The organism is Exiguobacterium sp. s121 (assembly GCF_018617245.1).
Classification (GTDB): Bacteria; Bacillota; Bacilli; order Exiguobacteriales; family Exiguobacteriaceae; genus Exiguobacterium; species Exiguobacterium profundum.
Genome location: NZ_JACSJV010000001.1, coordinates 347,275 through 368,331 on the forward strand (window position 1 = coordinate 347,275; position 21,057 = coordinate 368,331).

Genomic DNA, 21,057 nt, shown 5'->3' on the forward strand with positions numbered 1-21,057 from the left:
CAAACGGATGAACGCTTATGAATACGTTTCCGGATGCAACTCAATACGTCCAAATGGTTGATATCTTTGAGAAAGCTAATCGCAATTTTCTAAATGATCATCTTGGGTTATTGGAGAGTCAAGTTTCTGAAAGAACAATGTGTGGTCAGTTTCAAATTGCATTGAATGATTTGATTAGAAAAGATGTTCAGTATGGAAAATATTATGTGGATGTTGAATACAACAGAAATGTAGGCAGAAGGATTAAGAGGATTCGTAATGGTCGATACGAACAAGTGAATATAACTTTGTGATTTGATTGTGCATAGTCGAGGGGGAAATTTGAAACAGGATAATTTAATCGCCCTTGAGATGAAAAAAGTCATTCGAGAGAATTCAAAACAGCAACAAGAAATTAATAAGGACAAAGAACGTATAATAGCGTTGACTAGATCGAGTTACAATGATGATTGGCAATACGATGGTCAAGATTTACCTGATTACGTTTGTAGATTCATACTAGGCATTTACTATGAAATTGACTATGTAAACCGACAAATATGTAATCAATACTATCGGAGTGGAGAATTGGTTCATGAAATATTTATTGACTTTGCTGAAATTGGTTTATAAAGAAGAGCCTCACCTAGATAGAATTAGGTGAGGCTTCATTAATGTGCTTTACTCTTTCTTCTCCACCGCATGCCCACCGAACTCGTTCCGTAATGCCGCGACGACCTTGCCCGAGAACGTATCGTCTTGAAGCGAACGTTGGCGCATCATGAGGGAGAGCGCGATGACCGGTGTCGGGACGTCGTACTCGAGTGCCGTCTCGACCGTCCACTTGCCTTCACCGGATGCATGCATGACCCCGCGGATGTCGTCGAGCTTCGCATCTTTCGAGAAGGCGCTCTCCGTCAGTTCCATGAGCCACGAGCGAATGACCGAGCCATGGTTCCACACACGCGCGACATCCTCATAGTCATAGTCGAATGGGCTCTTCTCGAGCACTTCGAACCCTTCAGCAATCGCCTGCATCATTCCATACTCAATCCCGTTATGCACCATCTTCAAAAAGTGACCACTCCCACTCGATCCCGCATACAGATAACCGTGGTCGGTAGAGACGTCTTGGAAAAGTTGCTCGATCTTTCCGAACGCCTCCAAGTCGCCTCCGATCATCGTACACGCTCCGTGACGGGCACCTTCCATCCCACCACTCGTCCCGACGTCGAAGAAATAAATCAGTTTTTCTTTGAAATGGTCGGCACGCCGCATCGATTCCTTATAGTTCGAGTTCCCTCCGTCGATGACGATGTCGCCCGGCGAGAGAAGATTGTGCAAGTCGTTCAAGACGTGTTCGGTCACGTCACCCGCCGGCACCATCACCCAGACGACGCGAGGGGCTTGAAGCGCGGAAACGATCTCCTGCAAAGAGGCTTTCGTCTCAAATTGACTCGTCGATACGTTTCCCGGGTCATACCCGACGACACGATGCCCATTGTCTGTCAAATTCAGAGCCAAATTGAGGCCCATTTTACCAAGTCCAATCATACCGATTTCCATTCGTTCCACCCCATTTGTAAGATTTAGTCCTCTATAGGGCATACCCGAAATAACGATTGCTCAAAAGGACAGCTTGCCCGAGATGTAGAATGATATAAGTGCAACAGTGATGAGAGGAGGGTGGCGATGTTTGAAAATGTATTTCGACTGACCGTAGACGTCAGGCATCGATTCAAAGACCATCATATTAATGACTACAGTGCCACATTGGCGTTTTTTTGGTTTTTAGCCATCTTTCCGACGTTTTTTGTCCTCTTCGCCGTGATGGCATGGTTTCAAATCGATGATGCGCTTCTCATCGAACAGATTGAGACACTCATTCCAGGGTCAAGTGTGCGTGAACTGTTATCTATCGTCTATGACGTGAGCGGAAATTTGAACGGTGGACTGTTATCAGTCAGTGCCATCATCGCGTTTTGGTCGGCCTCGAACGGGACGGCACGACTCGTCAAGCTGACAGTGTTCGCATATGGGGAGACGGAAGCGCGCGGCTATATCTTCCGACGGTTGATCGGGTTGCTCGTGATTTTAGCAGGGAGCATCGGGGCGGTCATCTTGATTGTGTTTCATCTATTCGGTCAAGAATTTGTCGAATTGATTTATGCCCTCTATCCAAAAGTCGAAGAATTCGACCGCTTGTCGACTCTGACGCGCTATACGGTCTCGACGCTCATCTTGATCATGGCGTTCTCACTCTTTTATAAAATCGCGCCACAACAGCGAGTACGGTTCATCGAAACACTTCCCGGAGCCGTGTTTGCGGTCATCTCGTGGCAATTGCTGTCGACCGGATACAGTGTCTATGTCGAACGCTTCTCGATTCTAGGGGACACATATGGCACGATCGGTGCGGTGATTCTACTACAAATTTGGCTCTATCTGACGGCAGCAACGATGCTGATTGGGGCAGAAATCAATGCGGCATGGCCCTACCATATGACCCGCCAACCGACCCGGACCCATTTCCCGTAACAAAAAAAGGGATATCGTGATTATTCTTTGTGAACATGCTTTAAAACAACCCGTGGCATGGGAATAAACTAGTACTATTTCACGGAAGAAGGTGTGGTCGCATGGCGAAACATCGTAAGCCATCAAAGTGGAAAATCGTACTAGGGGTTGTAGCAGGCGTCATGGCCTTGGTGCTCATCACGGGTGGCGCGTTCGTCTGGTCAATGGTAAAAGAAGTCGATGACACCGTCGCACAAGTGAATGACAACTTGAAAATCAGCAAAGAGCGCAAGCAGGTCGAGACCATTGAACGCAAAGAGTCTGTTTCCATTCTCTTGCTTGGGATTGACCGACGCGGGACCGAACAGGGACGGAGTGACTCAATCATCGTGCTGACACTCAATCCGGAACTTGATGAAGGAGCGATGCTCTCGATTCCCCGGGATACAAAGACTGAAATCGTCGGGAAAGGGACACGTGATAAGATCAATCATGCCTATGCGTTCGGTGGGGCCGAAATGGCAATGAATACGGTCGAGAATTTCCTCGACATCCCAATCGATTATGTCATCGAGACGGATATGGAGGCATTCAGCGACGTCGTGGATGCACTCGGAGGCATTACCGTCATGAATAAATTTGCGTTCTCGACAGAAGATTACACGTTTCCCGTTGGTGAGGTGACGTTAGACGGAGAAGCGGCACTCGATTACACGCGGATGCGCTATAACGATCCAAACGGTGACTTCGGACGTCAAGAACGTCAGCGTGATGTCGTCGCCGCCATCATCGAAAAAGGACGGACGGACTTCTCACTCGACAAGGTCACCGCGTTACTCGAGGTGGTCGGCGATCAGGCGAAGACGAATATCGAGCTCAATGAATTCGTCTCTTTGTCGACGGACTATATGAACGCGTTCCGCAACGCGAGTATCTTACGGCTTGAGGGTGCGGGCGGATTAGAGGGGGACGGCATCTATTATTGGAATCCGGAATCTTCTTCGTTGAATGGCGTTCAGGAAGAGTTGAAACGATTGATGGAGTAAACTGTCTGACCCAAGTCGGACAGTTTTTTTGTGTTTCAAATGAAACGGAAAGTGGGAGAAATAAAGAGATGCCAAGGAGGGATGAGTCATGAAATGGGAAACGATTGAAGAGGTGCTCCTCGAACTCGGGGAGACCTCGCAAGAAAAGTGGGAACGGTTGTTTGAGAAGTGGTCGGATCATCGTTGGCACGACCATGAACGCCCTTCTGAAAAAACAAACGTCTTGTTGGTGGATGCCGGTTTTATCCTGACTGACGGACGAGCGAACCTCGAGGCTCTCCATCAATGGTTAGCCGATCATGTCCAAACGACGGTGAGTGATCTCTATCTCGTCTCCCTGTTTCCGTATCAAACGAAACAACAGGACACAGCCATCGACTCGCGGGTGCAATTGTTCGAAGACTTAGGACGTTTCACCGATGAGTTCGATTTGATTTACGAGATGACGCCTGAAGCATGGAATGAGTCACAACTCGACCTTGTCACCGTAACAGATGAACTGATTGAACGTCTGGCGTATGGAGCGACGAAAATCCGTGTCCATGTCGAGTCGTTTCGCGGAATAGAACCGGAACGAGTCAAACACATCCTCAAACTGTGGCGTACGATTATGCATACGTATAAGCCGAATGCACAGCTCATCGTTGCCAATGAACGTGTCGATTCAGTCCTAAACTTTGAGGAAGAGGCGGACGTCGTCTGTCATTTCGACTTATCCAGTCATGTCATTTTAGCGTTTGCGCAGGCCAATGTGACACGATTGACCGATTGGGCGAGACAAGTTCATTCACTGAGAGCCAATCAAACATATTTCAATTTCCTATCTTCAGCGGAACGTGATCCGTTTGAGAAAAATCTGATGGACACTAACCCAGATGTGATTCTCGCAGCCCACAGTGTATTGTTGTCGCTTCAAGGGATTCCGTTGATTGATTACCGAACTTTATTTGGGGTGTCGCAACCGGTTGAACAGGAAGATCTCGTCCGAGCATTGAAACGCGATCCGGATCGACTTCGTGTTTATGAAGGGATATTGAGCCAATTGAATGTGAAACGACTCCACCCTGCCTTGTCCCCTTACATTGGTCAAGAGGTCCTAAATCTCGATCGGCGCGTTTTCGCTGTTAAGCGAACGCATCAAGAGGAGACCCTACTGTTATTGACGAATATGAGTGAAGAGACGGTGCAGACGGATTGTGAAGGGACGAGTCTCTTTACAGAAGAATGGATGACAAATGTAACGCTTCGCCCGTATGAATACGTTTGGCTAAAACAATCACACAATGGAGAGTGAACACTCATGATTGATGTACATTGTCATTTGTTGCCTGAAGTAGATGACGGACCACGTACAATGGAAGCATCCCTTCAACTCGCGAAACGTGCGGTGGAAGAGGGGGTGACATCGATTGTCGTGACACCACACGCGTATCATCCGTACTTTGAGACGCAACATCATGACATCACGCAAGAAGTCGCGCATCTACAAAAACGACTCGATGATGAACAGATCCCCTTGACCTTGTATGTTGGACAAGAGATTCGAATTTTTGGAGAAATGGTCGAAGCGTTGGAGTCCGGAGAGGCACATTCGCTCGCTGGGTCACGATATGTCCTCGTGGAACTGCCGAGTCAAAGTCTACCAGCTTATACGGAGTCCTTATTCTTTCAACTACAGGCGGCTGGATACGTTCCGGTCATCGCGCATCCGGAGCGGAATCGTGAGTTTGCACTCCATCCAGAAAAATTGCATCATCTCGTATCGTCGGGTGCGTTGTCCCAAGTGACAACAAGCAGTTTGACAGGACAGTTCGGGAGACAGATACGGGAACTCGCACTCACGTTCATCAGTAACGGGCTGAGTCACATCGTCGCCTCCGATGCCCATAACGTGGAACATCGTGATTTCAATTGGTTAGCGGCGAGACAGGAAGTCATCAACGAATTAGGGGAAGAGATGTGGCAACAGCACCTCCACTTTACGGAGGAGATGTTAGCGGATGAACCGATTTCGGTGAATCCTCCACGTTTACCTGAGAAAAACTGGCGAGGACGTTGGAAGTGGTGAAGTAGAAGTTAAATATATTGATTATGAACAAAAGTGTAGGTGTTTTTACGATTTATGCATGGAATCAACCGATGCATAAATCGTTTTTTATATTGAACTTGATTTAGCATGTGGAAAATAAAAAATCAAAAATAGATGGTCGTAAAAATGAAAGCGCAACTAATTACGGATTTAACAAGTGCTATACTGAAAGAAAAAGATAGGAATAGGTGGAATGGTCATGGGGAACACAACGCCACGTAACTCTAAATGGATGAGGACATACAATCGTGCACTGATTCTTAGATTGATTCGGCTTCATCAGCCGGTATCACGGGTTGAACTTGCTAAGAAGACGAGTTTGACGAAACCGACGATTTCGAACATTGTTAACGAATTGAAGGAAGAGGGATTAATCAGTGAGCGCGAGCTTGGGGTCTCAAGCGGCGGACGTCGCCCGATCATGCTCGAACTTGCTGCGAGCGACCGTTTTGTCATCGGAATCGATGCGACACAGCGAAAACTGCATGGCGTCGTCACAAACATTCATGGAGAGTTACTTGACGAAGCATGGCACGACGAACGGTTTGACACGAACGAGGAGTTCATCGACGCGATTGTCGCTCTCTACACCATATTGAACAAACGAGCTATAGGGAATATCATTGGACTTGGTGTTTCTGTGCACGGAATGGTCGAGGCGGGTGAAGGGATTGTCTTATTTGCCCCACGTTTTCACTTGCATGATATCCCTCTCAAGCGCGAACTAGAGAAACGCCTCGAGCAGCACGTATTCGTTGAGAACGATGTGCGGACACTCGCCCTTGGTGAATTGTACTTCGGGGAAGCGATTGGTATCGAGGAATTCTTCTACGTGTATGCCGGTTATGGAATTGGGGGAGCCTATGTCCACGCGGGCGAATTGATTGACGGTGAGCATCATATTGCTGGGGAGATTGGACACATGCGCATCATGCTCGACGGACCAATCTGTTCGTGCGGTAATCGTGGTTGCCTAGAGGCAGTCGCCGGGGAACGTGCCATATTGAATGAAGCTCGTCAGCTCTCGCATGAACTGACACTTGATGATCTTCGTGACGCTGTCCATTTGAATCAAGATGTCCGAAAACTATACGAACGGGCCGGCGAATATATCGGTATTGCCACGCTCAACATGATCCACCTTTTGAACCCGGGACGTATTCTTCTCGGAGGTCCGCTATTCAACTATGCGCCAGACGTCGTCACGAACATTCAGGAGCGTGTCGCCCAAACGGCGCTCACCCTTGACGCCCGACAGACCGATATCCGTGTCGTCTCGTGGAACGCCAGCCAAGGGGCGCTCGGAGCCGCAGCGCTTATCACGAACGAGATGTTCGGTGAAATCCAATGAAACCATGAATCGCCGTTCTATTAGGGAAAGGCGATTTTTAATTTCTTTATAAGAAAGCGTTTACAATATAAATGAGGGCATGCTATAGTCTATATGTAGTTAGATAATAAATTTAATTTACTAAGTAAGGGGTGACACTCTCAACGACACGTTTGGAGGGGTAGCGATGCAAAAAGAGACACCATTGAAAGATCAGTTTCACACAATCTTCGGTCGCTACGGGGCGACTAGGATGTTCGCACGAAAGGACTTTGCCTTCGATGAAATGGAAGCGCTAACGGGGGATGAGACGAGCATCATCATTACGCGCTCTAGACGCGATGGTATCTTCCGTCTTTATGACGATGAGACGCGTGATATCCGATTGTTCCGAGCATCGACGCTCTCGCATGACGTGTCGTTCGAGGACATGGACGGCCTGTTTGAACTTTTGCTATGGCGCTTGAAAGAACAGGACGCATTGCCGTTCGGGGCGGACCTCTACGTCGTCGGCCCATACATAGACGGACCGAAGCTCGATTTGGAACTGATAGCGTACACATTAACATGGCTCGGGGATCGCCCGATGTCAGACCATCTTATTCGGGAGTTATGCCATCGGATTGTGGCGTGACAACACATTCAAAGGAGAATGAACATGAAAAAAACGACGATTGCACTCGCATCATCTGTCTTAATGCTCTCATCTTTACTCGCTGCCTGCGGCGATGACGAACAAGCGGCGGCGACAACGGAAGACGGCAAACCCGTCATCACATGGTGGGGGTGGGCGCCACAACCTGAAGTCGGGGAAGAAATGGCGAAGGCGTTCAACGAATCGCAAGATGATTATGTGGTCAAGTTTAAACGCCTCGAAGACTACGAGCAACAGCTTCAAGTCGCGATGCTTGGTGGAGATGGTCCGGACGTCATTGGTCTCAAAGAACCGATGATTCCGCAATACAAGGATCGCCTTGTACCAGCGAAAGACTACATGGATAAAGCGGCCGGAGAAGGATGGAAAGATAAATTAATCGAACTTGGTGTCGAACAGACAACAGTCGACGGTGAACAGTATGCGGTACCGGTCGGATTCACAGGACAGGCATACCTCATGTACAACAAAACACTCCTCGACAAATATGGCGTGACACCTCCGAAAACTTATGATGAGACGGTTGCGGCGATTGACAAAATCAACGCATCTGGCGACAAGGTCATCCCGATGCAACTAGGCGCGAAGGACGCGTGGGTTGGCGTTGACGTTTTCAACGTATTGAGCCACCAGGTCGCACCAGGTTACATCCAAGAAGTGCTAGCGGGTGACGCGAAGTGGACGGATAAAGAGATGGTCGAGACGGCTGAACTTTGGCAACAACTGTACGAGGACAAAGTGTTCCAAGAAGGCGCTTTGGGTCTTGCGACATACATGGACGGCATGAACAACTTCTTCGACAAGAAAGCAGCGATGTGGATCATTGGTTCATGGGAAGCCCACTCGATGACGACGGTCGAGAAGCGTGACAAGTGGAACAACTTCGAAGACGAGATTGGTTTCGTCCCAATGCCAAACCTTGCAGGTGGTACAGAACAACCGGTCATCGCATCAATCGACATGGCACTAGGTGTCAACAAAGAATCGAAACAACAAGAAGGTGCGGCTGCCTTCATCGCCTACATGACGCAAGGTGAAGGACAGGCGCTATACATGGAGAAGTTTGAGATGGCACCAGCCATTAAAGACATCGAAGTAGCATACGAAGACAAGTTCACCAATGATGTTGAACGTGAGTCGTACAAAATCTTGAACGAAACGGTGAAGAACGCTGTCGCAGGACGCGGAATCCGTGACCCGAAAGTCTACGACGCACTCGGAAAAGAACTTCAAAACATCGCTGCCGGACAAGATGCGAAAGAAGCACTCGCACGCATCCAGGCGATTGCGGACCAAGGTAAATAATCAAACGAGCGCCAGTAGCCAGACTCACTGGCGCTCGATTTTTTGAATCTGAAAGTGAGGGAACCTTATGCAACAAGCAACCGATTTGACCAAGTCCAAGCCGAAGCTCACATCGGTACCACCGAGCGCACCGAATCCGATTCGTAAGAAAGAGCGGATGAAGCAGAACTTGATCGGCTGGGCGTTCGTCGCTCCGACCGTCCTGTTCGTCATCGCTTTCATCTATTACGGAATCTTCTACAACGCCTATCACTCACTCTTTTCATGGGACGGAATCTCGTTTGAGAAAGTGTATATCGGTTTTGAAAACTTCGGCCGGATGTTCAAAGACCCAGAATTTTATAATGCGCTCAAAAACACGGGGATCTTCACTGTCTTGACGGTCACGATTCAGGCGGGTCTCGGGCTCGTATTGGCCTATTTGCTTCACACGAAAGGCATGGGGCGGACGTTCTTCAAATCGGTGTTCTTCTTCCCGGTCGTCTTGAGCCCGGTCGTCCTCGGGGCGGCGTTCACGCAAATTTTTGACTTCCAGTTCGGATATATCAACGAATTCCTTCGCATGATTGGTCTTGGTGCGTTTGAACAGAACTGGCTCGGCGACCAAGACGTTGCGCTCTACGCTATCATTCTGATTAACATCTTCCAATGGACAGGCTCGTCCATGATCATGTATTACATGGCGATGCTCGCAATCGAACGGGAAGTGTTCGAGGCGGCTAATATCGACGGGGCAGGATTTTGGCGTACGCTTTGGAGTGTCGTCTTCCCGAACTTGAAAGGGACGACGTTCACACTGACGATCCTCGGGGTCATCGGTGGTCTAAAGACGTTCGACATCGTCTGGATCTCGACACAAGGAGGACCAGGTAACTCGACCGAGGTCATCTCGACATACCTGTTCCGTAAATCGATGTTGCATCAAGAGGTCGGCTATGCCAGCGCTGTCGCCGTCATCTTGCTTGCGATTGCACTCGGCATCACGTACTTCCAGATGCGTGTACAGAAGAAAATGGACTAAGGGGGAGAACAGATGGAACTGCAAACAAAGAAAGGAAGATGGTTCACCAATATCGGTCTGTCACTCATGGCAATCCTCTGGTTGTTCCCGATCTTCGTCATGTTCAAGGAAAGCTTACGTGTCAATGGCTTCAACAACTACATCGCGACGCTACAAAACCCGAACTTCCCACAATTCGTCTTTAACAGCTTCATCGTCGCCTTCTTCATGATCTTGATTTCCATCTCATTTCTCGCATTTGCGGCGTTCGGTTTCTCGAAGCTCCAGTTCGCCGGGAAGCGCCTTTTATTTAACCTCGTTCTGGCGGGATTGATGTTACCGGTCGCCTCGCTCATCGTGCCACTCTTCTTCACGTTGCGCACACTTGACGGGCTCAATAGTTATTGGGGATTGATTGGTGCCGAAATCGCCTTCTTCCTTCCGTTCGGACTCATGCTCATCAAGAGTTACTTCGACGAGCTGCCAAACGAATTGATGGAAGCAGCGCATATCGACGGGGCGTCGACGTTTCAAATCTTCTATAAAGTCATGATGCCACTCGCCAAGCCGGCACTCGCAACAGCGACGATTTACGCGTTTCTCAACTCATGGAACGAATACTTGATGGTACTTACGTTCATGACAGACCCGGCCAAACAGACAGTAACGATGGCACCGACCTTCTTCACGGAAGCGCTCGGCGGAGACCCTGGTAAATTATACGCCTCGCTCGTCTTGATCAGCTTGCCGACGATGGTGTTTTATATCTTTTTCCAACGCTTCTTACAAAAAGGCATGACTTCAGGAGCGGTCAAATAATCGATTGAGGTGAACAGCATGTATTTAGGAGTAGATTACTATCCAGAACAGACTGATCGTGCACTTTGGGACGAGGATGTCCGCTTGATGAAAGAACTCGGTGTCAACGTCATCCGGATGGCGGAATTTGTCTGGACGATGATGGAACCGTCCGACGGTGAGTTTGACTTCTCATTTTGGGATGAGGTCGTCGAAACCTTCGGCGAACACTTTGACATCGTGCTCGGCACGCCTACGGCGACACCGCCCGCGTGGCTTATCGAAAAGCATCCGGACATCCTTCCGGTGACGAAAGACGGGGTGCGTATCAGCTTCGGAGCTCGTCGTCACTATACCGTCAACAGCCCTGTCTACCGCGAATACTGTGAACGAATCACCCGCAAGATGGCGGAGCGGTATGGTCGTCATCCACGTGTCATCGGTTGGCAGACGGACAACGAGTATGGACATGAACAGTCGGACCGTTCGTACGGTGATGTCGACCAAGAGGCGTTCCAGGAATGGCTGAAAGAACGCTACGAGACGCTCGACGCGCTCAACGCGGCTTGGGGGACCGTCTTCTGGAGCCATACATATACGGCATGGACACAGATTCCGGTCCCTCGCACCGTGTTCCAAGAACACAATCCGTCGCTTCTCGTCGATTTTGACCGCTTCTGCTCGGACGCATATCGCTCGTTTAACAAGCTCCAGGTCGACACGCTCCGCCCGCTCATCCATGAGGATGCGTTCATCACGCATAACCTCGTATATAGCGACATGGCAATCAACCAGCAGCAGATGGCACAAGATCTCGACTATGTCTCTTTCGACAACTATCCGGTATGGGGCGGGTTGCCAGAACCAAACCGTTTCGAGAAGACGGCGCACGATCATGATTTGTGCCGTTCTTCGAAACAAGGCAAAGGATTCTGGGTGATGGAACAGTTGAGCGGGGCACAAGGATGGAGCCGCATCGGCTACTTACCACGACCTGGTCATATCCGTCTCTGGACACATCAGGCTGTCGCGCGTGGGGCCGAGGCGATTGTCTACTTCCGATTCCGTGCCGCGGATTTTGGGACGGAAGAGTTCTGTCACGGCATCATTGACCATGACGGGAAACCGAAACGGAAGTTCGAAGAAGTGAAGCACGTCATGTCGGAGCTTCACGCGCATGGCGACATGATCAACGCGGCTGCGTACAAGTCAGACGTTGCTGTCTATTTTGATCAGGAGAACTTATGGGCGTGGACGCACCAACCACACTCCGACGCATTTAACTTCAAGCAAGAGTTTGTCCGCTTCTACGGTGCAGCTGTCCGTCAAGGTGTCAACACGGATATCGTCTTCCCAGGGGACGCGCTCGATTCGTATAAACTCGTTGTCGTCCCGCTCTATTTCCTCGGAAATGATGTGTTTGACGAGACGCTCATCGACTATATCGAAAAGGGTGGGCACGTCATCTTCACCTACCGTACAGGCGTGAAAGACCCGATTAACCGTTGCCACAACTTGACGCTACCAGGTAAGTTTGCCGAATACGCGGGTATCGAGATTGATGAGTACGAGAGTTTGCAGACCGTCCAATCGAACGAAGTCCGACTCGGTGACCAAGTTTCTGAGGCGAACATTTGGTGTGACTTGATTACACCGAAAGGCGCCGACGTATTGGCAACATATGAAAAGGCCTTCTATAAAGGGACTGCGGCAATCACACGGCACACGTATAAAGGAGACGTGACATACATCGGTTCATCGGTCGACGACGAGATGCTCGATGCAGTTTATCATCAGGCGCTCACACGCGCTGGGATCGACGCGACCCGACTTCCAGACGATGTCGAGAAGGTCGACCGTCAAGGAGACGGGCAGGTGATCCGCTTCTACCTGAACCATTCGACCGAGGTTAAATCAACGGTTGACCTCGATGGCACGTGGCAGACGCTTGACGGGGAGACGGTAACAGGCAAGCTCGAACTTAAACCGCTCGATGTTGTCCTATTGAAACAGGAGGTGAAGGCATGATTGTTCGTCACGACAATCGGTTCGCCCTCATCGGAACGAATCTCACGTACGTGTTTGATGTCGATTCACGAGGTCGTCTCATCCATCAGTATCTCGGCGGACGCCTGCATGAATTAGACATCATAGAACTACCAGACGCGCGCGTTCTGCACTCGTCGTTCGAGACACCAGAAGGGGTGGCCGCTTACGAGTTCACCTCGTTCGGCGACCTTGTCTATACGGAACCGACGTTGAAGAGTCATACGACGACAGAACGATTGCACGCTTTCTCACTCGGTGATGCACGTATCGATGGAGAGACACTCGAGCTCGATTTGATCGATTCAATTCAATCACTTCAAGTGACGCTCCAGTTCACGCTTCATCCGGTTTACGACATCATCTCACGCAAGATGACCATCACGGCAGGAGAAACGGTCACGCTCGAGAGCGCGCAGTCTTTCAGCCTCGGACTCATTGAGCGCGAGATGCGACTCAGTCATTTCAGCGGGGCGTGGACGAGCGAGTTCCAGCTCCAGCAAGGGACGCTCCTCCCAGGCAAGAAAACGATCGAGAGTCGTCGCGGATTGACGAGCCATCAAAGTAATCCGTGGTTCGCGCTCGACAGTGACGCGACGGAGACAGACGGGGAGGTCGTCTTTGGATTCCTCGGTTACTCCGGCAACTGGGCGATTCATTTTGAAAAAGACGAGTTTGGCTTTACACAGGTGACGGGCGGGATCAATCCGTTCGACTTCGCGAAGACGCTTCAAGTGGGTGAGTCGTTCACGACGCCACCGGCCTATATCGGCTATACGCAACGCGGGTTCGGTGGTATGAGTCAGAACGCCCATGACTTTGAGCGCGACGTCATCATGCCGGAAGCGACACGTGACGTGTTACGCCCGGTCCTTTACAACTCCTGGGAGGCGACCTATTTCGATGTCAGCGAGGATGGACAAAAACGTCTCGTCGATGAGGCGGCCGCGATTGGCTGTGAGTTATTCGTCGTCGATGATGGTTGGTTCGGTGAGCGTCACTCGGACGCGGCCGGACTCGGGGATTGGCACGTCAACACGACGAAGTTCCCGAACGGGCTCGACCAGCTCGTCCGCTACGTCGAGGAGAAAGGCCTCCAGTTCGGGCTATGGGTCGAACCGGAGATGGTCAATCCGGATTCAGATTTGTATCGGGCTCATCCGGAATGGATTTACTATACGGACGGACGCCCGTCGACGACGTCGCGGAACCAGTTCGTCTTGAACCTTGCACTGCCTGAAGTGGAGGCGCACGTGACGGCGTGGCTCGATGAATTGCTCGGACGACACGCGATTCGTTACATCAAGTGGGACATGAACCGCGCCTTCTCAGAACCGGACAGTCCGCGCATGGAAGATGCGAAGGAACTATGGCTCCGTCATGCGGAAGCCGTGTATCGCATCCTCGACACGTTGCGGGAGAAACATCCGAATGTCGCGTTCGAGTCCTGCGCAGGTGGTGGTGGACGAATCGATCTCGGTGTGCTCTCACGCGTCGAGCAGGTCTGGACGAGCGACAACACGGACGCGTTCGACCGCCTCGCGATTCAAGAAGGTTTCTCATACGCCTACAACGCCAAGATGATGAGCTGCTGGGTGACGGACTCACCGAACTGGTTGAACAATCGTTCGTTGCCGCTCGCGTATCGGTTCGTCAGTGCGATGCAAGGCACGCTCGGTATCGGTGGCAACCTACTAGAATGGACACCAGATGAGCTTTCAGAAGCGAAAGAATGGATTGCGACGTACAAGACGATTCGTCCGATTGTGCAGCACGGGACGAGCCATCGCCTCGCTTCACTCAAACGGGACGGCTTCCATGCCGTCGGCTATACGAACGGCGAAGACTATATCGTCCTCGTCAACGCCGACCGTCGTCAGTACGGGAAAAATCGTTTGCGTGTGAAGCTACGCGGGCTCGATCCTGAACGGACGTACGAACTAGAAGGACGCCGCGTGAGCGGACGCTATTTGATGGAACAAGGCATAAACCTCACACAACAAACAGACTATGACGCGTATTGCCTGGTCATCCACCCGGCATGAGCGATGGAAGGGATGAAGCCGCATGCTTTCATTTAACATGGAACAGCTGAAACAACAATTCGAGGAGGTGTTTGCCACCTCAGCAGACCGGTCGTTCTTCGCACCGGGACGCATCAATTTGATTGGCGAGCATACCGACTATAACGGAGGACACGTCTTCCCATGTGCAATCACGTTCGGAACATACGGACTCGTGAAAAAGCGCGAAGACGACCTGATTCGTGTCTATTCGCTCAATTTTGAAGAGGTTGGTATCGTCACGTTCCCGGTGACGGACGAGACGTACGAGGCGAGCCACGACTGGGCGAACTACGTGAAAGGGGTCGTCACGCTTCTCAGGAAAGACGGACACGACCTCAACGGGTTCGACTTCTTCCTTGCGGGCAACATCCCAAATGGGGCGGGTCTCTCGTCATCAGCCTCCCTCGAACTCGTAACGGCATACATGTTAAATGAAGTGTACGGTCTCGGTCTCGAACGGCTTGACCTCGTCCGACTCGGACAACGGGTCGAGAATACGTTCATTGGTGTCAATAGCGGTATCATGGACCAGTTCGCTATTGGAATGGGCAAAGCGGGGCAGGCGATGCTCCTCGATTGCGAGACGCTCCATCATGACTATGCACCGATTGTCCTCGACGGGTACGACATCGTCATCATGAACACAAACAAACGTCGGGAACTCGCCGACTCGAAATATAACGAACGTCGGCGCGAATGCGACACTGCACTCGGCTTGATTCAACCGAAATGTGAAGTCAATTCTCTCGGACAATTGTCGATGGAAACGTTTGAACAAGTCGCGCTCGACTTGCCAGAGACACTTCGTAAACGGGCGCGTCATGCTGTTTCTGAGAACGAGCGGACAATACTCGCCTACACTGCTCTACAGGAAGGACGACTCGAGACGTTCGGTCAGTTGATGAATGCGTCGCATGCATCGCTCCGGGATGATTACGAAGTGACCGGCATCGAGCTAGACACGCTCGTTTCAGCCGCGCAAGGGTGTGACGGCGTCATCGGTGCTCGCATGACGGGGGCCGGATTCGGTGGTTGTGCCATCGCCATCGTCCGTCAAGACAAGACGGGATCGATGATTCAGGAAACGTCGGATCGATATGTGTCGACAATCGGTCACGCACCGACGTGTTACGTCGCCTCGGTCGGGGACGGGGTACGAGAACTCGTAGAGGAGGAAGTGAAATGAGTATACTCGTTGTTGGCGGTGCCGGCTATATCGGTTCGCACGCCGTTCGTACATTGTTGAAAGAAGGGGAAAACGTCGTCATTCTCGATAACCTTCAGACAGGACATGTTGAATCGATTCCACAGGATGTCCGTTTTTATAAGGGCGACCTGCGTGATCGAACGTTCTTGAAAGATGTTTTCATAAAGGAATCAATCACAGACGTCCTTCATTTCGCAGCGAACTCCCTCGTTGGCGAATCAATGACGGACCCGCTCGCCTACTATGACAACAACGTCTTCGGGACGCAAATTCTCCTCGAGACAATGCGCGATGCGTCAGTGAAACGGATTGTCTTCTCCTCGACGGCCGCGACTTATGGTGACCAGACCATGATGCCGATTGACGAGACGGCGCTTACGAATCCGACGAACACATACGGGGCGACAAAGCTCGCGATGGAGTCGATGATTCGCTGGTGTGACCAGGCACATGGTATCCGCTCGGTCGCACTCCGTTACTTTAACGTCGCTGGCGCGATTGCGACCGGTGAAATCGGCGAAGACCATGACCCGGAGACGCATCTCGTCCCAATCGTTCTGCAAGTGGCGAACGGACAGCGTGACGCGATTACCGTGTTTGGTGATGACTATGCGACGGAAGATGGGACATGTATCCGTGATTATATCCACGTCCAAGACCTCGTCGATGCGCATATGTTAGCGCTCCGTTATTTACGAGAAGACGGTGCGAGCGACGTTTTCAACCTCGGGACAGCGAACGGGCTATCAGTGCTCGAAATTATCGAGGCGGCACGTCGCGTGACGGGACATGACATTCCGGTCTTACTTGGTGAACGCCGCGCCGGGGACCCGGCTAAATTGATTGCCTCGTCTGACAAGGCAAGACGTATCCTCGGATGGACACCGACCCGTTCCGACGTCGAGACGATTTTGACGGACGCTTGGAACTGGCATGTGACACATCCATTCGGCTATCAGGTGAAAGAGGTGAGACGATGATCGATGTGATGATTGAGGCACTCGTCGACGCGGCGATTCGTGAAGAGCTGATTGACGAGCAGGACCGTATCTATTCACGGAACCGCGTGCTCGCAAAACTGAATAAGCTCGACTTTGAAGTCCCACGTTTTGTGTCAGAGCTGTCAATCCCCGAGTTGCTCGAACAAGTGGTCGAATATGCAGTGGGGGCGGACATTATCGAGCCGATCCTTGAAGAGAAGGACCGCTTCATGGCGGAAATCATGGATATCTTCGTATCCAAGCCATCGGAAGTGACACGTCATTTCAATGAGCTCCTTGAGACAGATGTGACAGCGGCGACTGACTATTTCTATCGGATGAGTCAGGCGTCAAATTATATCCAGACACGTCGTATCGCGAACAATATCACGTATCAGGCACCGACTCGCTATGGTACGCTCGATATCACCATCAACTTGTCGAAACCGGAGAAGGACCCGCGTGAGATTGCACTCGCTCGAATGCAACCGACCTCGACATCGAACTATCCAAAAGGATTACTCGCGATTGAGAACGAAGGATACAGCGGTCACTTGAAACACCCAGCGCGTGCGAATCATCGCATCATCCCGCTCACGCTCGGTGGACAGCCATGGTCGTTCCAGTATTCACCGTACCTCTATTACAATGAGCACTCAATTTTACTGTCGAACGAGGTGCGTGACATGGTCATCGACCGAGGAGCTTTCGAGCGTCTGCTCGACTTCATCACGCAGTTCCCACACTACTTCGCCGGGTCGAATGCGGACTTGCCGATTGTTGGAGGCTCGATTTTGACGCATGACCATTACCAGGCCGGCCGCTACCGGTTCGCGATGGACGATGCGCGAGTCGTCTCGACATATCGTTCTGAACGCTATGATCAAGTCGATATCGAGACGCTGTACTGGCCGCTCTCGGTCGTCCGTCTCCGCTCCAATCAAAAAGAGCAGCTTGTCATGTTGGCGAACCAGTTGCTCGGATATTGGCGCGATTATGAGGACACCGTTAGTGAAGTCATTCCGTATACAGAAGGTGTCCCACACAATACGGTGACGCCAATTGCAAGACGCCGAAACGGACGTTACGAGCTCGATCTCGTCTTGCGAAACAACCGAACGAGCAAGGCGCATCCGGACGGTATTTTCCACCCGCACGCTGATGTGCATCATATCAAGCGTGAGAATATCGGCTTGATTGAAGTAATGGGGCTCGCCGTCTTGCCAGCGCGCCTGAAGACAGAACTTGAGCAAGTTGTTCACTATGTGGCCGGCGAGGACGTCGATGTCAAAGTGATGCATCAAGAGTGGGCCGATGAGTTACGGAAGAAGTCGGGCGACCCGAAAACGATTGTCGATCAAGCGGTCGTCGATAAATTTGTGAAAGGTCTTGAGGATGCTGGTGTCTTTAAACAGACGAACGCTGGGCAGGAACGATTTGATACGTTCATCCGGTCACTCCTTAGCCATGTCGATAAAGTGGAGTACGGAACACCAAGGTCGGGAATGAGAGAGAAAACGAACTAAAGGTGGTAGTACGAGTGAAACAAGCGACGATTCAAAACGCCAATGGCATGATACTATCCGCCATTGACTATGGCTGTGCGATGACGGAACTGACGGCCCCGGACCGGGAAGGGAATTTTGACTCGGTCATCTTGAAGTACGGGGACGTCTCACAATACTTAGAAAATCCGGTCTATCTCGGGTCAATCGTAGGGCGGATTGCCGGACGGATTCGTGACGCAGAGATTGAGGGTGTCGCCTTGACCCCAAGCGAGGCGCCCCATCATATTCACGGAGGCGAGAAAGGCATCACGTCCCGTTATTGGGAGATGGATGCGGACGAACAGTGTATCCAGTTCACATATCTCAGCCCGGACGGAGAAGAAGGGTATCCCGGCAACGTCTTCTTCAAAGTGTTGTACGAACTGACGGATCACAATGAACTGATTGTCACGATGACGGCGGAAACAGACCAACTGACGTGGGTCAACCTGAACCATCACAACTATTTCAATCTTGGCGGACGTCCGACCATCCACGACCATGAGCTGACGCTACCAGCCGATTCGGTCGGGGTGCTCGACGCGGATTCGCTGCCGACAGGAGAGTTGCGTGATGTGAGCGGGACACCGTTTGACTTCCGAGACGGAAAAGCGGTCCGAGAGGCGCTCGTGTCAGGAGACGAGGCGATTGAACGGGCGAGCGGTCTTGACCATCCTTTTATCTTGAAGGATGGACCGATTCGATTGCACGACCCGATGAGCGGACGGACGATGACGGTCGAGACGAATCAACCGGTCATGGTCGTCTACACAGGGAATTTCTTGAGTGAAGAGACACCGGTGACGCTCGACGGTCGACAGAAACATAGCGCAATTTGTCTCGAAGCCCAGGCGTTCCCAGATGCCCCGAACCATCCAGACATCGCAACCTCAATCGAACTGAAACCGGGTGAGTTGTATCACTCGCGGACGGTGTATCGGTTTGGGGTGGAATGAATTCATCACTACCATTCAAAAAGGAGGCAACCGATTTAAGTCGGTTGCCTCCTTTTCAATCAAGATTTAGTAGTTTGAACAGGAGTAGTGACGTCCGCCCCGTTCGTCGCAATCACTTGCTTATACCAATCGAAGCTCTTTTTCTTCGAACGTGTGAGCGTCCCGTTGCCTTCATTGTCTTTATCGACATAGATGAAGCCGTAGCGTTTCTTCATCTCACCGGTCGACGCACTCACCAAGTCAATCGGACCCCAGCTTGTGTAGCCGATGATGTCGACACCGTCCTTGATGGCCTCGTGCATCTGTTCGATATGTTTCGCCATATAGTCGATGCGATAATCGTCTTCGACATATCCGGTCGCATCCGGTGTATCGACGGCACCGAGTCCGTTCTCGACGACGAATAGCGGCTTTTGATAGCGGTCATACAGTTGGTTCGCCGTGATCCGGAAACCGGTCGGGTCAATCGTCCAGCCCCATTCCGATTTCTCGAGGAACGGATTCTCAAGTGAACTGAAAATGTTTCCTTCGGTCGACTGGTTTATCTCTGGATCCGTACTCGTCGTCCGACTTGCATAATAGCTGAAGCCGATGTAGTCGACCGTATGCTCTTTCAACAGTTCGAGGTCTCCTTCTTCTATCTGAAGCGTAATACCTTGCTCCTCGAGATATCGTTTGGCATATCCCGGGTATTCTCCACGTGATTGGACGTCGATGAAGAAGAACGATTCACGGTCTTTGTCCATTGCATCTAACACATCATTCGGGTTACACGAATAGGCATACGTTTGACCAGCAGCAAGCATACAACCCACCTGTAGATCAGGATTGATTTCGTGAGCTGCTTTGACGGCTTTCGCACTCGCGACGAGTTGATGATGGGCCGCCTGATATTTCACTTGTTGCTTGTCTTCTCCGTCCTCGAACACGATGCCCGCTCCAATGAATGGGAGGTGGAGTAGCATATTGATCTCGTTGAACGTCATCCAATACTTCACTTTACCGTTGTAGCGGGTGAAGAGGGTCTTCGCATATGTCTCGAAGAAGTCGACGACTTGTCGATTGCGCCAGCTTCCATATTTTTTGATCAAGCTGACAGGTACATCGAAGTGAGCGATTGTCACGACCGGTTCAATCCCATGTTTTAATAGTTCATCGAAGACATCATCATAAAACTGCAAACCTTCCTCGTTCGGCTCCACGTCATCTCCGTTCGGGAAGATTCTTGACCATGCGATCGAGAGGCGAAGCGCCTTGAATCCCATCTCAGCGAATAAAGCGATGTCTTCTTTGTAGCGATGGTAAAAATCAATCGCTTCATGCGAAGGATAAAACTCTCCGGGCATAGGTTCTAATGATGGCAATTCTCCAAACATGACATCGAAGCGTTTTTTACCCGTCGGCAACAAGTCGACGGTAGTTAAACCTTTTCCCCCTTCTGCATAAGCGCCTTCTGCTTGGTTGGCGGCAATGGCGCCACCCCATAAAAATCCTTTTGGAAAACTCATCGTATCCATCCTTTCTATATTAGTGGGA

19 protein-coding genes are annotated in these 21,057 nt (G+C 50.9%); 17 read left to right on the plus strand and 2 right to left on the minus strand.

Annotated features, from left to right (window positions below):
• The first annotated feature begins 17 nt into the window (after positions 1-17).
• Entirely contained in the window at positions 18-293 is a 276-nt protein-coding gene (locus KOG47_RS14710; RefSeq protein WP_251131786.1) for a hypothetical protein, read from the plus strand.
• Positions 294-321: 28 nt separating this feature from the next.
• On the plus strand, positions 322-612 hold the full coding sequence (locus KOG47_RS14715) for a hypothetical protein (protein ID WP_251131787.1): 291 nt from the start codon (positions 322-324) through the stop codon (positions 610-612).
• 48 nt (positions 613-660) lie between these two features.
• On the opposite strand, the gene gnd is transcribed toward KOG47_RS14715, so the two are convergent.
• Positions 661-1,545: a phosphogluconate dehydrogenase (NAD(+)-dependent, decarboxylating) gene (gene gnd / locus KOG47_RS01920; RefSeq protein ID WP_215243650.1), complete on the minus strand. Its 885-nt coding sequence runs from the start codon at positions 1,543-1,545 to the stop codon at positions 661-663.
• A gap of 126 nt (positions 1,546-1,671) precedes the next feature.
• On the opposite strand from gnd, the gene KOG47_RS01925 reads away from it, so the two are divergent.
• From KOG47_RS01925 to KOG47_RS01995, 15 genes are all read left to right on the plus strand, one after another.
• A complete protein-coding gene (locus tag KOG47_RS01925; protein ID WP_215243651.1) occupies positions 1,672-2,517 on the plus strand; it encodes a YihY/virulence factor BrkB family protein in 846 nt (281 codons plus the stop codon).
• 101 nt (positions 2,518-2,618) lie between these two features.
• Positions 2,619-3,542 carry an LCP family glycopolymer transferase gene (locus tag KOG47_RS01930; protein ID WP_215243652.1) on the plus strand — a complete coding sequence of 308 codons (924 nt, stop codon included), beginning with the start codon at positions 2,619-2,621 and terminating at the stop codon, positions 3,540-3,542.
• An 88-nt stretch (positions 3,543-3,630) separates the two neighbouring features.
• Entirely contained in the window at positions 3,631-4,836 is a 1,206-nt protein-coding gene (locus KOG47_RS01935) for an alpha-amylase family glycosyl hydrolase (protein WP_074035871.1), read from the plus strand.
• A gap of 6 nt (positions 4,837-4,842) precedes the next feature.
• A complete protein-coding gene (locus tag KOG47_RS01940; protein ID WP_159562904.1) occupies positions 4,843-5,610 on the plus strand; it encodes a tyrosine-protein phosphatase in 768 nt (255 codons plus the stop codon).
• 220 nt (positions 5,611-5,830) lie between these two features.
• Complete coding sequence (locus KOG47_RS01945; protein ID WP_215243653.1) at positions 5,831-6,982, plus strand: ROK family transcriptional regulator; 1,152 nt, start codon at positions 5,831-5,833, stop codon at positions 6,980-6,982.
• Between the two features lie 166 nt (positions 6,983-7,148).
• A complete protein-coding gene (locus tag KOG47_RS01950) occupies positions 7,149-7,595 on the plus strand; it encodes a hypothetical protein (protein ID WP_214690480.1) in 447 nt (148 codons plus the stop codon).
• A 24-nt stretch (positions 7,596-7,619) separates the two neighbouring features.
• On the plus strand, positions 7,620-8,921 hold the full coding sequence (locus tag KOG47_RS01955) for an ABC transporter substrate-binding protein (protein ID WP_251131788.1): 1,302 nt from the start codon (positions 7,620-7,622) through the stop codon (positions 8,919-8,921).
• Positions 8,922-8,988: 67 nt separating this feature from the next.
• Entirely contained in the window at positions 8,989-9,942 is a 954-nt protein-coding gene (locus KOG47_RS01960) for a carbohydrate ABC transporter permease (RefSeq protein WP_214690482.1), read from the plus strand.
• 12 nt (positions 9,943-9,954) lie between these two features.
• Positions 9,955-10,740 (plus strand): carbohydrate ABC transporter permease, encoded by a 786-nt coding sequence (locus KOG47_RS01965; protein ID WP_074035881.1) that lies wholly within the window; start codon positions 9,955-9,957, stop codon positions 10,738-10,740.
• Positions 10,741-10,758: 18 nt separating this feature from the next.
• Positions 10,759-12,747, plus strand: coding sequence for a beta-galactosidase (locus KOG47_RS01970; protein ID WP_215243655.1), 1,989 nt, complete (start codon positions 10,759-10,761; stop codon positions 12,745-12,747).
• Positions 12,744-14,810 carry an alpha-galactosidase gene (locus KOG47_RS01975; RefSeq protein WP_215243656.1) on the plus strand — a complete coding sequence of 689 codons (2,067 nt, stop codon included), beginning with the start codon at positions 12,744-12,746 and terminating at the stop codon, positions 14,808-14,810. The genes KOG47_RS01970 and KOG47_RS01975 overlap by 4 nt, the downstream gene beginning before the upstream one ends.
• 22 nt (positions 14,811-14,832) lie before the next feature.
• Positions 14,833-16,017 carry a galactokinase gene (locus tag KOG47_RS01980; RefSeq protein WP_208606702.1) on the plus strand — a complete coding sequence of 395 codons (1,185 nt, stop codon included), beginning with the start codon at positions 14,833-14,835 and terminating at the stop codon, positions 16,015-16,017.
• Positions 16,014-17,018: a UDP-glucose 4-epimerase GalE gene (gene galE, locus KOG47_RS01985; RefSeq protein ID WP_074035883.1), complete on the plus strand. Its 1,005-nt coding sequence runs from the start codon at positions 16,014-16,016 to the stop codon at positions 17,016-17,018. The genes KOG47_RS01980 and galE overlap by 4 nt, the downstream gene beginning before the upstream one ends.
• A complete protein-coding gene (locus KOG47_RS01990; protein ID WP_214690485.1) occupies positions 17,015-18,544 on the plus strand; it encodes a UDP-glucose--hexose-1-phosphate uridylyltransferase in 1,530 nt (509 codons plus the stop codon). Before galE ends, KOG47_RS01990 begins: the two co-directional genes overlap by 4 nt.
• A 14-nt stretch (positions 18,545-18,558) precedes the next feature.
• Positions 18,559-19,521, plus strand: coding sequence for an aldose epimerase family protein (locus KOG47_RS01995; RefSeq protein WP_215243657.1), 963 nt, complete (start codon positions 18,559-18,561; stop codon positions 19,519-19,521).
• A 59-nt stretch (positions 19,522-19,580) separates the two neighbouring features.
• On the opposite strand, the gene KOG47_RS02000 is transcribed toward KOG47_RS01995, so the two are convergent.
• Positions 19,581-21,038, minus strand: a complete 1,458-nt coding sequence (locus tag KOG47_RS02000; RefSeq protein WP_276551142.1) for a 6-phospho-beta-glucosidase — start codon at positions 21,036-21,038, stop codon at positions 19,581-19,583.
• Positions 21,039-21,057 lie beyond the last annotated feature (19 nt).

What these genes read in the sequence shown, in the direction of transcription:
- KOG47_RS01980 (WP_208606702.1), top strand. Translation starts at nt 14,833, where the DNA reads ATGCTTTCATTTAACATGGAACAGCTGAAACAACAATTCGAGGAGGTG.
- galE (WP_074035883.1), top strand. Translation starts at nt 16,014, where the DNA reads ATGAGTATACTCGTTGTTGGCGGTGCCGGCTATATCGGTTCGCACGCC.
- KOG47_RS01940 (WP_159562904.1), top strand. Translation starts at nt 4,843, where the DNA reads ATGATTGATGTACATTGTCATTTGTTGCCTGAAGTAGATGACGGACCA.
- KOG47_RS14710 (WP_251131786.1), top strand. Translation starts at nt 18, where the DNA reads ATGAATACGTTTCCGGATGCAACTCAATACGTCCAAATGGTTGATATC.
- KOG47_RS01990 (WP_214690485.1), top strand. Translation starts at nt 17,015, where the DNA reads ATGATCGATGTGATGATTGAGGCACTCGTCGACGCGGCGATTCGTGAA.
- KOG47_RS01925 (WP_215243651.1), top strand. Translation starts at nt 1,672, where the DNA reads ATGTTTGAAAATGTATTTCGACTGACCGTAGACGTCAGGCATCGATTC.
- KOG47_RS01975 (WP_215243656.1), top strand. Translation starts at nt 12,744, where the DNA reads ATGATTGTTCGTCACGACAATCGGTTCGCCCTCATCGGAACGAATCTC.
- KOG47_RS02000 (WP_276551142.1), bottom strand. Translation starts at nt 21,038, where the DNA reads ATGGATACGATGAGTTTTCCAAAAGGATTTTTATGGGGTGGCGCCATT.
- KOG47_RS01945 (WP_215243653.1), top strand. Translation starts at nt 5,831, where the DNA reads ATGGGGAACACAACGCCACGTAACTCTAAATGGATGAGGACATACAAT.
- KOG47_RS01970 (WP_215243655.1), top strand. Translation starts at nt 10,759, where the DNA reads ATGTATTTAGGAGTAGATTACTATCCAGAACAGACTGATCGTGCACTT.
- KOG47_RS01950 (WP_214690480.1), top strand. Translation starts at nt 7,149, where the DNA reads ATGCAAAAAGAGACACCATTGAAAGATCAGTTTCACACAATCTTCGGT.
- KOG47_RS01930 (WP_215243652.1), top strand. Translation starts at nt 2,619, where the DNA reads ATGGCGAAACATCGTAAGCCATCAAAGTGGAAAATCGTACTAGGGGTT.
- gnd (WP_215243650.1), bottom strand. Translation starts at nt 1,545, where the DNA reads ATGGAAATCGGTATGATTGGACTTGGTAAAATGGGCCTCAATTTGGCT.
- KOG47_RS01935 (WP_074035871.1), top strand. Translation starts at nt 3,631, where the DNA reads ATGAAATGGGAAACGATTGAAGAGGTGCTCCTCGAACTCGGGGAGACC.
- KOG47_RS01955 (WP_251131788.1), top strand. Translation starts at nt 7,620, where the DNA reads ATGAAAAAAACGACGATTGCACTCGCATCATCTGTCTTAATGCTCTCA.
- KOG47_RS01960 (WP_214690482.1), top strand. Translation starts at nt 8,989, where the DNA reads ATGCAACAAGCAACCGATTTGACCAAGTCCAAGCCGAAGCTCACATCG.
- KOG47_RS01965 (WP_074035881.1), top strand. Translation starts at nt 9,955, where the DNA reads ATGGAACTGCAAACAAAGAAAGGAAGATGGTTCACCAATATCGGTCTG.